The sequence below is a fragment of the Pseudohaliea sp. genome (genome assembly GCF_040217025.1).
Taxonomy (GTDB): Bacteria; Pseudomonadota; Gammaproteobacteria; order Pseudomonadales; family Halieaceae; genus Pseudohaliea.
In genome coordinates this window covers 1,415,013-1,428,379 of sequence record NZ_JAVJOA010000008.1, presented here as the reverse complement: position 1 = coordinate 1,428,379, position 13,367 = coordinate 1,415,013, and the positions used below count along the sequence as shown (strand labels likewise).

The 13,367-nt window shown below is 65.0% G+C and carries 13 protein-coding genes and 1 tRNA gene; 11 read left to right on the top strand and 3 right to left on the bottom strand.

Features of this window, described 5'->3' with window-relative positions:
- The first annotated feature begins 99 nt into the window (after positions 1-99).
- The 7 genes from RKE50_RS10580 to RKE50_RS10550 all read left to right on the top strand — a co-directional run bounded on the left by RKE50_RS10580 (position 100) and on the right by RKE50_RS10550 (position 5,946).
- Positions 100-927: a M23 family metallopeptidase gene (locus RKE50_RS10580; protein WP_350036368.1), complete on the top strand. Its 828-nt coding sequence runs from the start codon at positions 100-102 to the stop codon at positions 925-927.
- Positions 928-1,043: 116 nt separating this feature from the next.
- The gene (locus RKE50_RS10575) at positions 1,044-1,229 is read left to right on the top strand and encodes a Trm112 family protein (protein WP_350036503.1); all 186 of its coding nucleotides are present in this window, start codon (positions 1,044-1,046) and stop codon (positions 1,227-1,229) included.
- A gap of 3 nt (positions 1,230-1,232) precedes the next feature.
- Positions 1,233-1,580, top strand: coding sequence for a histidine triad nucleotide-binding protein (locus tag RKE50_RS10570; protein WP_350036367.1), 348 nt, complete (start codon positions 1,233-1,235; stop codon positions 1,578-1,580).
- A 29-nt stretch (positions 1,581-1,609) separates the two neighbouring features.
- Positions 1,610-4,216 carry an alanine--tRNA ligase gene (alaS, locus tag RKE50_RS10565; RefSeq protein WP_350036366.1) on the top strand — a complete coding sequence of 869 codons (2,607 nt, stop codon included), beginning with the start codon at positions 1,610-1,612 and terminating at the stop codon, positions 4,214-4,216.
- The gene (locus tag RKE50_RS10560) at positions 4,213-5,454 is read left to right on the top strand and encodes an aspartate kinase (protein WP_350036365.1); all 1,242 of its coding nucleotides are present in this window, start codon (positions 4,213-4,215) and stop codon (positions 5,452-5,454) included. The genes alaS and RKE50_RS10560 overlap by 4 nt, the downstream gene beginning before the upstream one ends.
- A 137-nt stretch (positions 5,455-5,591) precedes the next feature.
- Positions 5,592-5,780, top strand: coding sequence for a carbon storage regulator CsrA (gene csrA / locus RKE50_RS10555; RefSeq protein WP_350036364.1), 189 nt, complete (start codon positions 5,592-5,594; stop codon positions 5,778-5,780).
- 73 nt (positions 5,781-5,853) lie between these two features.
- Positions 5,854-5,946: transfer RNA gene (locus tag RKE50_RS10550), tRNA-Ser, on the top strand.
- Between the two features lie 372 nt (positions 5,947-6,318).
- Here the strand turns inward: RKE50_RS10550 and RKE50_RS10545 are convergent.
- Complete coding sequence (locus RKE50_RS10545; RefSeq protein WP_350036363.1) at positions 6,319-6,798, bottom strand: DUF2165 family protein; 480 nt, start codon at positions 6,796-6,798, stop codon at positions 6,319-6,321.
- 238 nt (positions 6,799-7,036) lie between these two features.
- Here RKE50_RS10545 and RKE50_RS10540 point away from each other — a divergent pair, with 238 nt between their 5' ends.
- The gene (locus RKE50_RS10540; RefSeq protein WP_350036362.1) at positions 7,037-8,947 is read left to right on the top strand and encodes an NAD(P)-binding protein; all 1,911 of its coding nucleotides are present in this window, start codon (positions 7,037-7,039) and stop codon (positions 8,945-8,947) included.
- Between the two features lie 26 nt (positions 8,948-8,973).
- On the opposite strand, the gene RKE50_RS10535 is transcribed toward RKE50_RS10540, so the two are convergent.
- The gene (locus RKE50_RS10535) at positions 8,974-10,011 is read right to left on the bottom strand and encodes an LLM class F420-dependent oxidoreductase (protein WP_350036361.1); all 1,038 of its coding nucleotides are present in this window, start codon (positions 10,009-10,011) and stop codon (positions 8,974-8,976) included.
- 132 nt (positions 10,012-10,143) lie between these two features.
- On the opposite strand from RKE50_RS10535, the gene cofE reads away from it, so the two are divergent.
- Genes cofE through RKE50_RS10520 form a run of 3 tightly spaced genes read left to right on the top strand, consistent with a single transcriptional unit; the run spans position 10,144 to position 12,378 of the window.
- A complete protein-coding gene (gene cofE / locus RKE50_RS10530) occupies positions 10,144-10,908 on the top strand; it encodes a coenzyme F420-0:L-glutamate ligase (protein ID WP_350036360.1) in 765 nt (254 codons plus the stop codon).
- Positions 10,909-10,951: 43 nt separating this feature from the next.
- Positions 10,952-11,911 (top strand): 2-phospho-L-lactate transferase, encoded by a 960-nt coding sequence (gene cofD / locus RKE50_RS10525; protein ID WP_350036359.1) that lies wholly within the window; start codon positions 10,952-10,954, stop codon positions 11,909-11,911.
- 41 nt (positions 11,912-11,952) lie between these two features.
- Positions 11,953-12,378, top strand: coding sequence for a YybH family protein (locus tag RKE50_RS10520; protein WP_350036358.1), 426 nt, complete (start codon positions 11,953-11,955; stop codon positions 12,376-12,378).
- 32 nt (positions 12,379-12,410) lie between these two features.
- Here the strand turns inward: RKE50_RS10520 and RKE50_RS10515 are convergent, their stop codons facing one another.
- A complete protein-coding gene (locus RKE50_RS10515) occupies positions 12,411-13,145 on the bottom strand; it encodes a winged helix-turn-helix transcriptional regulator (protein ID WP_350036357.1) in 735 nt (244 codons plus the stop codon).
- Positions 13,146-13,367 lie beyond the last annotated feature (222 nt).

The window sequence follows — 13,367 nt, the reverse complement described above, 5'->3', positions numbered from 1 at the left end:
TGCGCATGCTAGCAGCTGCGCCGCGCGCCGGGGAGCACGGGGTGGACGCGGCCCCGGGGGGTTGCTAGAAAGAGGCCACCACGACCGCAGGAGAGAGCCATGCCCCGGGGATTGTCAGCCGTGCTGCTCGCGTTGCCGCTGCTTCACAGCACCGCTTTCGCGCGCGCGGGGTGTGAAACGCTCGGGGGCGAGGCCGTACAGGGTGGCCTGCTCTGGGGCCGGGTTCCGCCCGGCAGCAGCGTGATGCTCGACGGCGAAGCGCTGCCGGTGCTGCCCGATGGCTGGTACCTGGCCGGCTTCGGCCGCGACGCCCCGGCGACGGCGCAGCTGGTGGTCGAAGGCCCCGAGCCCTGCGCGGCGACCCTGGCGGTCGCCGCCCGGGAATACCGTATCCAGCGTGTCGACGGCGTGCCCCAGCGCACCGTAACGCCGCCGCCGGAGCAGCTCGAGCGCATCCGGCGGGAGCGCGCGCTGGTCGTGGCCGCCAAGGCCCGGCGGATCGAGCAGCCGGACTGGCTGCGGCAGGTGGCCGGTGCCTTTGCCTGGCCTGCCAGCGGGCCGATCTCCGGCGTTTACGGCAGCCAGCGCGTCTACAACGGCACGCCGGGCACGCCGCACTACGGCGTCGACGTGGCCGCCCCGGCCGGCACCCCGGTCCTTGCCCCGGCCGACGGCCTCGTCACCCTGGCGGAGCCCGACCTTTTCTATTCCGGTGGCACTATCATCCTGGATCACGGCTACGGCCTCTCCTCGTCCTTCCTGCACCTGAGCGAGGTCGGGGTCGCCGTGGGCGACGAGATCCGCCGGGGCGAGGTGATCGGCGCCGTCGGTGCGAGCGGCCGCGCCACGGGCCCGCACCTGGACTGGCGCATGAGTTTCCGCGGTCGGCGCATCGACCCGCAGCGCCTCGTTCCGCCCATGCCCTGAGCCCGGCGGAGCGTCCGAAAGGCACTGCCTGCGCCCCGGGCATGCCCTGAACATGCCCGGAAAAAGTCCGTATAATGCGCCGTTCATCGCAGCGGTCGCCGGAGGCGCAGATACCCGTGCTCGACAAGAAGCTACTCAGCATCCTGGTCTGCCCCGTGAGCAAGGCGCCGCTTCACTATGACGAGGAAAACGAGGAGCTGGTGTGCCGCGCCAGCGGGCTTGCCTATCCCGTGCGTGACGGTATCCCCGTCATGCTCGAGAGCGAGGCCCGCCAGCTCACCGCCGACGAGAAACTGGGCTAGCACATGAGTGACACCATCTTCGGCAAGATCGTTGCCGGCGAGATCCCCGCGGAGTTCATCTACGAGGACGAGCACTGCGTCGCCATCCACGACATCAACCCGCAGGCCCCGGTGCACGTGCTGGTGATTCCCCGCAAGGCGATTGCGAAGCTCGCGGACGCCGGCGAGGAGGACGGTGAACTCCTCGGCCAGCTGATGCTCGCGGCCGGCAAGGTCGCCCGCCAGCTCGGCGTGGCCGACGCCTTCCGACTTATCGTCAACAACGGGGAGGGCGCCGGACAGACCGTCTTCCATCTCCACCTGCACATCATCGCGGGGCGCAGCTTCACCGAGGGCCGCATGGTCGGCTGAGCGCACCGCCGCTTGCACCGAGAGCACCTATGAAAACCGGAGAGATTCGCGAGGCCTTCCTGGCCTTCTTTGAGGAGCACGGGCATACCCGTGTGCCCAGCAGTTCCCTGGTGCCTGCCAACGATCCGACGCTGCTGTTCACCAACGCCGGGATGAACCAGTTCAAGGACACCTTCCTCGGCACGGACCCGCGCCCCTACAACCGGGCCGCGTCCAGCCAGCGCTGCGTGCGCGCCGGCGGCAAGCACAACGATCTCGAGAACGTGGGCTACACCGCCCGGCACCACACCTTCTTCGAGATGCTCGGCAACTTCAGCTTCGGCGACTATTTCAAGCGCGAGGCCATCCAGTTCGCCTGGGCCTTCCTCACCGAGCACCTGCGCCTGCCGCCGGAGCGGCTCTGGGTCACCGTGCACATCTCGGATGACGAGGCCGCGAAGATCTGGACCGACGAGATCGGCTTCCCGGCCGAGCGCCTGTCGCGCCTGGATGAGGACAATTTCTGGCAGATGGGCGACACGGGCCCCTGCGGTCCCTGCTCCGAGGTCTTCTACGACCACGGCCCGGAGGTCCCCGGCGGGCCCCCCGGGAGCGAGGATGACGACCTCGACCGCTACATCGAGATCTGGAACCTCGTGTTCATGCAGTACAACCGGGATGCCTCCGGCGAGATGACGCCGCTGCCCAAGCCTTCCGTGGATACGGGCATGGGCCTCGAGCGCATTGCCGCGGTGCTCCAGGGCGTGCACAGCAACTACGAGATCGACCTGTTCCAGGCACTGATCGACGCCGCGGCAGAGATCATCGGTGTGCAGGACCGTGGCGCTTCTTCGCTGCGCGTCATCGCCGACCACATCCGCTCCTGCGCCTTCCTGGTCGCCGACGGCGTGCTGCCCGGGAACGAGGGCCGTGGCTACGTACTGCGCCGCATCCTGCGCCGCGCGATCCGCCACGGCAACAAGCTGGGCGCGACCGGGCCGTTCTTCCATCGCCTGGTCGCGCCGCTGGTAGCCCAGATGGGCGAGGCCTATCCCGAGCTCGCGAAGCAGCAGTCCGGCATCGAGCGCGCGCTGCTGGCCGAAGAGGAGCAGTTCGCCAAGACCCTGGACCACGGCATGGCGATCCTCGAGGAGGCCTTGGATGGCCTCGACGGCACCGAGATCCCCGGCGAAGTCGTGTTCAAGCTCTACGATACCTACGGCTTCCCCACGGACCTTACCAACGACATCGCCCGCGAGCGCGGTGTCACCCTGGACCTTGCCGGCTACGAGCGCGCCATGGCGGCGCAGCGCGAGCGTTCCAAGGAGGGCGGCAGCTTCAAGGTCGACTATAACGCAACGCTGAAGCTCGACGGCGAAACCACCTTCACCGGCTACGAGAGCTTGAGCGGCGAGGGCCGGGTGCTCGCGCTGCTGCGCGACGGTGAGCCGGTGAGCGCCCTCGGTACCGACGAGAGCGGCGTCCTCGTGCTCGATGCGACCCCCTTCTACGCCGAGTCCGGCGGGCAGGTAGGCGACACCGGCTACCTGGCCGGGGAGGGCGTGCGCCTCGAGGTCACCGATACCACCAAGGCGGGCACGCACCACCTGCATCACGTGCGCGTCCTCGAGGGCGAGGTGCGCGCGGGCAGCGAGCTCGCGGCCACTGTCGATGGGGCGGTGCGCCAACGCACGCGCCTCAACCACTCGGCGACGCACCTGATGCACGCCGCGCTGCGGCGGGTGCTCGGTGATCACGTCACCCAGAAGGGCTCGCTGGTGGACTCCGAGCGGCTGCGCTTCGACTTCTCCCACGGCCAGCCGGTCAGCGCCGGCGAGCTGGCCGAGATCAGCGACCTGGTCAACGCCCAGGTCCGTGCCAATACGCCGGTGGTCACCCGTCACATGGCCATGGACGAGGCCATGGCGGCCGGCGCCATGGCCCTCTTTGGCGAGAAATACGGGGACGAGGTGCGCGTGCTCAGCATGGGTGCCGACGACTTCTCCGTGGAGCTCTGCGGCGGTACCCACGTGGACCGCACCGGTGACATCGGCCTGTTCCGCATCGTCGCCGAGGGTGGCGTGGCTGCCGGTGTGCGCCGCATCGAGGCGGTGACCGGCGAGGGCGCGCTGGCGGCCGTCGCCGCGGTGGACGCCACGGTCGCCGAGGCCTGCGAGGTGCTCAAGGCCACGCCGGCGAACCTCGCAGAGCGCGCCGCCGCCCTGCGCAGCGAGGCCCGGGAATTCGAGAAAACCGTGGCCCGCCTCAAGCAGAAGCTGGCCAGTGCCGCCGGCGGCGACCTCACCAGCAATGCCGTGGAAGTGGACGGCGTGAAGGTGCTCGCCGCCAACGTCGAGGGCGCCGATGCGAAGTCCCTGCGCGACACGCTCGACCAGTGCAAGAACAAGCTCGGCTCGGCCGTGATCCTCCTGTCCGCCGTCAACGACGGCAAGATCGCCCTGGCCGCCGGCGTGACGGCGGACCTTACGGACCGCGTGAAAGCCGGCGACCTCATGCGCGAGTTTGCCGGCCGCCTCGGCGGCAAGGGCGGCGGCCGGCCCGACATGGCCCAGGGCGGCGGCAGCGACGTCGACGCCCTCGACAGTACGCTGAAGGCCGTGCCCGGCTGGGTCGGGGAGCGCGTCGCCGCCTCATGAGCCTGGTCGTGCAGAAGTTCGGCGGGACCTCCGTCGGCACCATCGGGCGCATCGAGCAGGTGGCCGACAAGGTCGCTCGCTTCCGCGCCGACGGCCACGACGTGGTCGTCGTGGTGTCCGCCATGAGCGGCGAGACCAACCGGCTGCTCGGCCTCGCCCACGAGATCCAGGAGCACCCGGTGCCCCGGGAACTCGATGCCCTGCTCGCCACCGGTGAACAGGTCACGACCGCGCTGCTGGCCATGGCCCTGCACAAGCGCGGCCTGCCGGCGCGCTCCTACACCGGCCACCAGGTGCGTATCCTCACGGACGATGCACACACCAAGGCCCGCATCCGGGAGATCGACGACGTCCGGCTCCGGGCCGACCTCTCGGCCGGCCGCGTGGTGGTCGTCGCCGGTTTCCAGGGTGTGGACGAGCACGGCAACATCACCACCCTCGGCCGCGGCGGCTCCGATACCACCGCGGTCGCCCTGGCCGCGGCCCTGAAGGCCGATGAGTGCCAGATCTACACCGACGTCGACGGCGTCTACACCACGGACCCGCGCGTCGTGGACGGCGCCCGGCGCCTGGACCGCATTACCTTCGAGGAAATGCTGGAAATGGCCAGCATGGGCTCGAAGGTACTGCAGATCCGCGCCGTGGAGTTTGCCGGCAAATACCAGGTTCCCCTGCGCGTGCTGCACAGCTTCCAGGAAGGCCCGGGTACGCTGATCACCCTTGAGGAGGACGACCAGATGGAGACGCCCACCATTGCGGGCATCGCCTTCAACCGCGACGAGGCCAAGCTGACCATCCTCGGCGTGCCCGACATGCCCGGGGTGGCGCATCGCATTCTCGGCCCCGTCGGCGACGCCAACATCGAGGTGGATGTGATCGTCCAGAACGTGGCCGACGACAACTCCACCGATTTCACGTTCACGGTGGGTCGGGGCGACCTCGCGCGTGCCGAGGCCATCCTCAAGGAGACAGCGAAGGACCTCGGCGCCCGGGAAGTGCGCAGCGACAGCCGCATCGCCAAGGTTTCGGTGGTCGGCGTCGGCATGCGCTCCCACGCGGGCGTTGCCAGCCAGATGTTCGCGGCGCTGGCCCAGGTGGGGATCAACATCCAGATGATCACCACCTCCGAGATCAAGATCTCGGTGATCATCGAAGAGAAGTTCCTCGAGCTCGCCGTGCGGGCCCTGCACTCCTCCTTCGGCCTGGATGCGGAACCGCAGGAGGACGGGGCAGCCTGACTGCCGTGAGCAGGCCCAGTAGCGGCCGCTGCAAGAGGGGCCTTGGCCTTTCCCCACAAACCCGCTAAAACTGTTCGGGAAGACGAGCGGCGCGGCATCGGCCGCGTGGTGTTCAGGGACGACACGAGGCGGAAGCCATGCTCATACTGACACGCAAGGTCAACGAGTCGCTGATCGTCGGCGACGACATCACCATCACCGTGCTCGGGGTCAAGGGCAACCAGGTTCGCCTCGGGGTAACCGCCCCCCGCGACGTTGCCGTGCACCGCGAGGAGATCTACCAGCGCATCAGCGAAGAACCGCCCGCCGAAGAGGGCGAAAGCTGAGCAGTCCTTTGCGTTACCGCGCAGGCCGGTGCTATCATCGCGACCCCGCGAAAGGGTAAAACCCCGCGTCCGCGGAGAGGTGGCCGAGTGGCTGAAGGCGCTCCCCTGCTAAGGGAGTATGGGGTTTATAGCTCCATCGAGGGTTCGAATCCCTCTCTCTCCGCCATACACATCAGCGCTCTCTTGACTCCCGAACAGCATCAAGAACATCGGCCGTTGTCGCCGCAGTTTCGATCCCCGGTATGTCAAAGGGCGAACCCGGCTACGAAGGCTTCGCGCGGAGTGTAAAAACCGTCCCGTCCTTCCTCCGAATTTCTACTTCCTCTTGCTGTGCCAGCTTCAGCAGCTTTGCCAGGTTCTGGCGAGCTTCAGAGTAGGTAAATACCTTCATGACGACCACTCCCAAGCCTCGATGCCGAGGCGCTTTGCAACCTCGGTCATGCGTCGTCAAGCGTTAGCAGGGGGCACGCATGCGCCAGCGCAGTCCGCGATGCCGTTATTGCTATAGCGCTGTCCTTTGCCCCTGCAAAACCAGCTGCTAGTCTCCCATCGCCACAAACAACGCGATGATCCCGATAAACCCCCCGTAGCGGAAGGCCGCATCGCCCGCGGCCCCGAGTTCCGGTGATCGCCACAGCTCGAACCACTGCTCGCCGAGCACGATCCAGCCGAGGAAAAGTCCGAGCATGGCGACACCGCAGCCGCTCAGCGCCGTGGCCTTGGCGGCGGCGAAGCCCTCGACAGGGGCACCGCGCTCGCGAACCATGCGCGTGGCGCCCAGGCCGCAAAGCAGCGCCGACAGCAGCTTGAAGGCCACGATCCCCGACGAGGCGGTGCTTATGAACACGGGACTTCCGATGGCGCGCCAGTCTCTACCGCCGCCCTCCCAGGTACTCATGGTCGCGACGGTAGTGACTGCGCCCAGCGTACCCTGCCAGTCCAGGATATTGCCGAGAGCACTGAACAGGCCCCACAGGCACACCGCGGCGATGAGGGCGATCTGGGTCCCTCGTAGCATATCTTAGTCTCCATGTCTTGCCTGATGGCGGGTCCGCCAGGCTAACGGAACGCGGCCGGCCGGGTCGACTCTCACGCGCTCGTGGATTACCGCCACGTCTCTGCAACCAACCTCGCTTGAGATGGGTCGGTAACCATGGCCACGATCGCTAGTGCTAGCGCTGCGCCGTTCAGGAGGGGTGGACTGGCCTCGCTTACTGAATCATATTAGGAACAGGTCGTGGAGTAGTGAGGATCTGTTGGCCGGCATTACCCGAAGAGATTTCCTCAATGGCGTGGCGCTCTCGATTGGCGCCGGCGTGGCGAACGGTGTTCCGAGTGTTGCTGCATCGCAAGTAACGCCAGCTGCGCCGCATGCACATTCCTATCCGCCCTCGTTGACGGGGATGAGGGGCACCACGGACGACCAGAGACTGGTGGGCCACGGTATCTCCTGGGAAGGGGGCGTTGACTGGCGGCGCCCCGACAGGCTGACCGATGATCTCTATGATCTCGTGGTCGTCGGGGGAGGTATTTCCGGCCTTGCCGCTGCATGGTTTTTCCGCCGTGAAGTTCCCGACGCAAAAATACTCATCCTAGAGAACCACGATGATTTCGGCGGCCATTCGCGACGCAACGAGTTTGTGGTCGATGGAGAGCTGCTGTTGGCCCCCGGCGGCGCGGAATACCTGCATTCCGCTCCCGGCTGGCCCGCAGCTGCACTCGACTTTCTCGAGGGCCTCGGCGTGAACCCCGGCAAACTGGCATCCTTCGCCGACAATCATTTTGCCCGGCGCCATGGATTGCGGTCCGCCATCTGTATCGGGGGTAATGCCAGCGCTCCCGGGAAGCTGGTGCCGGATCCGTTTGCCAACAAAGCGGGGCTCTACGCGCAAGTCGGTCCCTCCTGCTCCATCGAAGAAACCGTCGGTACCGCGAGAGCTCTTGGCTTGTCCGGCAGCGCCAGCGAAGAGTTGTCGAGACTGCTCCGAACTCCGGCCTCCTCGCTGCACAATTGGCGGGGGTCTGAGCTGCAGGAACGGGTTGCCGCCATTACCTATGCGCAGTACCTGGAAAACGTGGCTGGCGTTTCCGCGGAGCTGGTCGATTTCCTGGCGCGGAATCACCTGGTTGCCTTCCAGTACGGCGATCGAACGCCGGCGATCATGGCCGGCGGGCTGCCGGGTTTGAGCGATGTGATCGATACCCATGGCATGCCGATCTCCCGGGAGGAGGTGCAGGGTAACGGCCTTTTCGACCACCGATTCCCCGATGGCAACGCGAGCATCGCGAGGCTGGCTGTCCGGGACCTGATCCCCGGCGTTGCAGCTGGCGAATCGATGGAGGATATCGTCCTGGCGCCCTTCGACTACAGCGAGCTGGATGTCGCCGGCAAGGCGGTCAGGCTGCGTCTGAACAGCACCGTCGTCGAGGCCAGGCACACCCCCGCCCTTGACGGAGTCGATGTCACTTATTTGAAGCGTGGGATCGCAGAGCGCGTAAGGGCGGAACACACGATTTTCGCTTCCTGGCACAACCTGATCCCCTACATCTGCCCGGAAATGCCCCCGACGCAGGCGAGAGCCCAGGCCTATGGCGAAAAGGTGGGTATGTGCTGGGTCAATGTTGCCCTGAGAAACTGGCGCGCCATTGCCGACTCCGGCTACGGCAATGTCCAGGACGCGGATCCCGGTGCACTGCTCGGGCTCATTGGACTCCTCGATCCTGTCAATATCGGTAGCTACAAGGCGGCAGGCAGCCCGGACGAGCCCATCGTGCTGCGGGGCATGGTCACCGGTTATGAAGCCAGCGCGAACACAACCCGGGACCGCTTTCGACTCGGCCGCCATCGGATCCTCGGTGCCAGTTTCCGTGACTACGAAGAAAGCGTGAAGTCGCTACTCCGCCGCAGCTGGGGGCCCTACGGGTTTCGGGCAGACCAGATCGCGGCAATCACCGTCAACCGGTGGCCGCACGGCCCCAGCTACGGTCGCTGGCCCCTGGAAGACGACCCCGTCTGGGGCGAGGAGCGCCATTTCGCGGCGATCGCAAGCCGGCAACTGGAGCGAATTTCCATCTCGAATACCGATGCGACAGACTTCAATGTCGTGCAGGGTGGGATCGAGCGCTCCTGGCAGTGCGTTGAGGAGCAACTTAGGTTGCGGGGCTAGCTAGCCCGGCGCCGTAGAAGCGGCGTTCAATCAATAAAGATGTCGGCCAGTACCGGAAGTGCTTCCGCTGTCGGCATGGTGATGATCATTCGCCGCACAATTCCCTCGTTCTCGAGGGCTTTCCATTTCTCGGCGTGCAGCCGGATACGCTCTGCATCCCCGACCAGCGCAACTTCGTCCACCAGTTCGTCGGGTACGGCGGCAACGGCTTCTGCTTTCTTCCCGGAAAGGTAGAGATCCTGGATTTCTACCGCGGCTTCCGGGTAGCCCAGCTTCTTTGCGTAATCGTTGTAGAAGTTCTTCGCCTTGGCCCCCATGCCGCCCACGTAAAGAGCGAGGAACTCCTTCACGGGCAGGCGGCAGGCCTCAAGGTCGTCCCCCAGGGAGACCGGTACAAAGGGCATCACCTCGAAGTTGTGAAACCCCTGGCTCTCGGTTTTCGCGAAACCCTGCTCGAGGTAGGGACGGAGAACGTCGAACTTTTCCGGGCTCATGAAGATGGGAATCACGCCATCGGTCAGCTCTGCGCTCATGCGCAGACCGCCAGGCGTGAAGGAGGCGGAGTAGATCGGCGTGTCGTTGTCGGCCCGCAGGATAGAACGAAGCGGCTTGCCCAGCCCAACGGAGCCTTCGCCCCGGTAGGGCAGCTGGTAGATCTCGCCATCGAATTCACTCTTCTCCCGCGCCATGATCTTGCGAATGATCTGGAAGTACTCGCGGGATCGCGTCAGCGCCTTGCCGAAGGGGACGCCGTGCCAGCCCTCTACGACCTGGGGGCCCGATGACCCGAAGCCCGCCATAAACCGCCCCCCGGACAGCTGACTCAGGGTCATGAGGGTCTGCGCCGCGTTTGCGGGACTGCGAGCCGGTATCTGCATGATCGAGGTGCCGACCTTGATGGTCGTGGTCTGTGCCAGTATCCAGGTCGCCGGTGTTACGACGTCGCTCCCATAGACCTCGGACACCCACACGGACTCAAAGCCTGTTTTCTCGGCCTCCAGAATCAGGTCCATGGGCAGGTGCACGTCCTGGCCCGCATAGCCAAGCAGAAGTCCGATTTTCATGGTTTTCCTTTCTCGCAGCTTTTAAAGTAGATATAGTATATCTTATGGTTCGACTTATGATAAAAGATAACTGTTAAGTATTTTTAAAGATATATAATAGATATCATAGAGGTCCCGGAGAAAACGTCAGCCGTGCGCCAGGTGATTCTCACAGCCTTGCCTCAGTTTCCCCTGGTCCAGTCGGGCGACGACCTGGGCACAATGATAGTCAGCGCCATGGAGCGGGCCGGGCTGCGCCCCGAGCCCGGCGATGTTCTCGTGGTGGCCCAGAAAATCGTCTCCAAGGCAGAAGACCGCTACGCCTACCTGAATGGAGTGGCGGTTAGCGCAGAGGCAGAAGCCCTGGCCGCAGAGGTGGATAAGGACCCGCACCTGGTTCAGTTGATCCTGTCAGAATCGGTGGAAGTGGTGCGCAAGCGAAGGGGCGTGCTCATCGTGCGGCACCGCAAGGGATACGTGCATGCCAATGCCGGCATCGACCAATCGAACATCGATTCCGATCCCGAGAATCCGCGGGTGCTGCTCCTTCCGACAGATCCGGACAGGAGTGCGCGGGCCCTGCGCCGGGCGCTGAGAGAGTCCTTTGGTTGTGAAATGGCGGTGATCATCAACGACAGCGCCGGGCGTGCCTGGCGCAACGGTACGGTCGGGATGGCGATCGGTTCAGCGGGCTTTGAGCCGGTGGAGAATCTCGTGGGTAAGGCGGACCTCTACCAGCGAAGGCTGCAGACATCCGAAGTTGCGGTGGCGGACGAACTGGCCGCGGCAGCATCGTTGGTCATGGGGCAGGCTGCTGAGGCATCACCCGTGGTATTGATTCGAGGGGTGGCGTTATCCCCCGTGGAGACGGGGTCGCAGGGCCTGATTCGGGAGAGCGCATTGGATCTCTTCCGCTGACAGGTGTCCCGCGCTGCAGTTTCCCGCACTGGCAGGAGGCAAATTGAGTCAGTTCAAAGGCAAGCTGTTGCTGCTCTGCGGCGGTGTTGGCGGAGCGAAGCTCGCGCTGGGCTTCTCCCGCGTTCTGCCGCCGGAGCAATTGCTTGTCGCAGTGAATACCGCGGATGATTTTGAGCATTACGGACTGTCGATATCGCCCGATCTGGATACGGTGATGTACACCCTGGCCGGGCTGAATGACAGCGAGCGCGGCTGGGGCATGGCGGGGGAGTCCTGGCACTGCATGGAATCCCTGGCGCGACTGGGTGGCGAGACCTGGTTTCGTCTTGGTGACCGGGATCTGGCCACCCACCTCGAGCGGACCCGGCGTCTCAGGCGCGGAGAGACGCTGACGCAGGTCACCCGCTCGCTGTGTTCACATTTCGGTGTGAGGACCCCGCTGCTACCGATGAGCGATGACCCGGTAGCAACGATGCTGCGGACCTCGCAGGGCGAACTCGCTTTCCAGGATTACTTCGTTCGCGAGCAATGCGTGCCGGCCATTTCCGGGTACTTCTTCTGCGGCGCCGAGAGCGCGCGGCCCCAGCCGGAGATGATGCGGTTGCTTTCGGAGGGCGGCATAAGCGCCGTGGTGATCTGCCCGTCCAACCCTTTCGTCAGCATCGAGCCGATTCTCGCGCTGCCAGGGGTGCGCGACGCGCTGAGGGACAGCGGCGCGCCGGTTGTTGCGGTATCGCCGATCATCGCCGGCCGGGCAGTGAAGGGGCCGAGCGCCAAGATGATGGCCGAACTGGGTTACGAGGTGACACCTGCGGCCGTAGCCGGCCTGTACCGGGACCTGCTCGACGGCTTCGTCATAGACAAGTCAGACCGGGCGCAGGTTGGAAGCATTGAGGCGCTGGGTGTTGCAACCGCTTGCGAGAGGACGTTGATGCGCAGCCTGGACGATCGGATGGACCTGGCGTGCCGGGTGATGCAATTTGCGAGGTCGCTGATCGATTGATGCCTGCGCTCTGTGCGGGGCAGTGACCTAGAGGAGGAAGCATGGCGTTGACCCCTGATAGTCTGAATCAGGTTCGCGAAGCGGCAGAAGAGGTCATGGCCTGCTACAGCGGCCTTGATGCCGCGAAGCTGGCTGAACATTGCACGGAAGATTTTGTACTCGTGCGCCCGGAGACGGGAATCCAGCGGCCGGGGAGTGCTGACGCCGTCCGCGAATTCCTGCATGAATCACTCTGCTCTTTTCAGGCTCTGCACGTCGACTTCGAGATCGTGGACATAAGCGGCGAAGAAGGTCTCGCCTATGTCCTGATGCCTAACCGCGACGAGTTCACGCTGGCGGGCGAGGAGGAGCCGACGGTTGTCGGCGGCGCCACTACGCTGATGATCTTCGAGAGGCAGCGTGACAGGCGCTGGAAGCTGAAGCTGCAGATGTGCTCGGTCCCCGCGCCTGACGAGCAGGGTACGTAACAGCGCCGCGCTCCGCCGCTCCGGCAGTGGCCTCAGGCGCCGCCGCGGCGGTAGGGCTTCGGGTGCCAGGCCAGCGAGCTCTTTCCTTCGGACGCGCCGCTCTTGGAGCTCCCGCCAGCGCCGGCTGCCTGCGGCGCTCGCCTCTGCCCGTCAGCGTCCCGTTGTTTTGCATCACCGGGGGACTGGCCCTGAGACGATCCGGAAGTCTGGTAGTCGGAGACTTCCACGCGCCAGTTCCCGTTCTCTTTGACGGTCAGTCTTAGATCGTAGGAAGTTTCCTTGTTGCCTGCTGAGCCGCCCTTCTGCAGCAGGTAGGACAGCGCCTCCAGCATGGCTTCCGCTGACGCTTCGCTGCGGGGGCCGTATTCGGGCATCGCGTGGTGTATCCACCAGAGCGCAACCTCGCGCACGATCGGTTCCAGTGTTCTCCCGAGGTCGGTCAGTGCATAGTGGTATCGATTTCCAACGGGCACCTTTTCTACCAGGCCGCGCTCGTGCAGTTGTGAGAGCCGGACGCTGAGCAGCCGTGGCGTTATGCCGGTGAGGTCGCGCAGTTCCTGGAAACCGCGCGTCCCGGTGAGCAGGTGACGCACGAGCACCAGGGTCCAGCGCGCCCCAATGACCTCCAGCGCCTGGCCGACGGGGCAAAAACCCGCCTCGAGCGCTGCCTCTGCTTCGGTGTTGCCTTCCGACTCTTCGGAGCGCGCGGCTGCAGTAGTTCCCTCGTCACCGGCGTTCGCTGCGGTCGAACTCTTTTTCCGTACCATTTTTGCGTATTCCTGATGGCCTTTTGCTATCAAAAGGATAGCTTACTTTTTCCGCTTGCCATTCTGTACCTAAAAGAAATCAAATATGCTTGTGTGTCCGAAGCGGTGTTGGCTACACTCTACCATATCCGCGTTAAGTCGATGATCGCCGGGGCTTTCGCCCGGTACCACAGCCGGCGGTCGGACTTCCAGCCGCCGCGGCGACAGTAAATGGGGAGCGAG

What these genes read in the sequence shown, in the direction of transcription:
- RKE50_RS10560 (WP_350036365.1), top strand. Translation starts at nt 4,213, where the DNA reads ATGAGCCTGGTCGTGCAGAAGTTCGGCGGGACCTCCGTCGGCACCATC.
- RKE50_RS10515 (WP_350036357.1), bottom strand. Translation starts at nt 13,145, where the DNA reads ATGGTACGGAAAAAGAGTTCGACCGCAGCGAACGCCGGTGACGAGGGA.
- alaS (WP_350036366.1), top strand. Translation starts at nt 1,610, where the DNA reads ATGAAAACCGGAGAGATTCGCGAGGCCTTCCTGGCCTTCTTTGAGGAG.
- RKE50_RS10535 (WP_350036361.1), bottom strand. Translation starts at nt 10,011, where the DNA reads ATGAAAATCGGACTTCTGCTTGGCTATGCGGGCCAGGACGTGCACCTG.
- RKE50_RS10545 (WP_350036363.1), bottom strand. Translation starts at nt 6,798, where the DNA reads ATGCTACGAGGGACCCAGATCGCCCTCATCGCCGCGGTGTGCCTGTGG.
- RKE50_RS10580 (WP_350036368.1), top strand. Translation starts at nt 100, where the DNA reads ATGCCCCGGGGATTGTCAGCCGTGCTGCTCGCGTTGCCGCTGCTTCAC.
- RKE50_RS10520 (WP_350036358.1), top strand. Translation starts at nt 11,953, where the DNA reads ATGGCGTTGACCCCTGATAGTCTGAATCAGGTTCGCGAAGCGGCAGAA.
- RKE50_RS10570 (WP_350036367.1), top strand. Translation starts at nt 1,233, where the DNA reads ATGAGTGACACCATCTTCGGCAAGATCGTTGCCGGCGAGATCCCCGCG.
- csrA (WP_350036364.1), top strand. Translation starts at nt 5,592, where the DNA reads ATGCTCATACTGACACGCAAGGTCAACGAGTCGCTGATCGTCGGCGAC.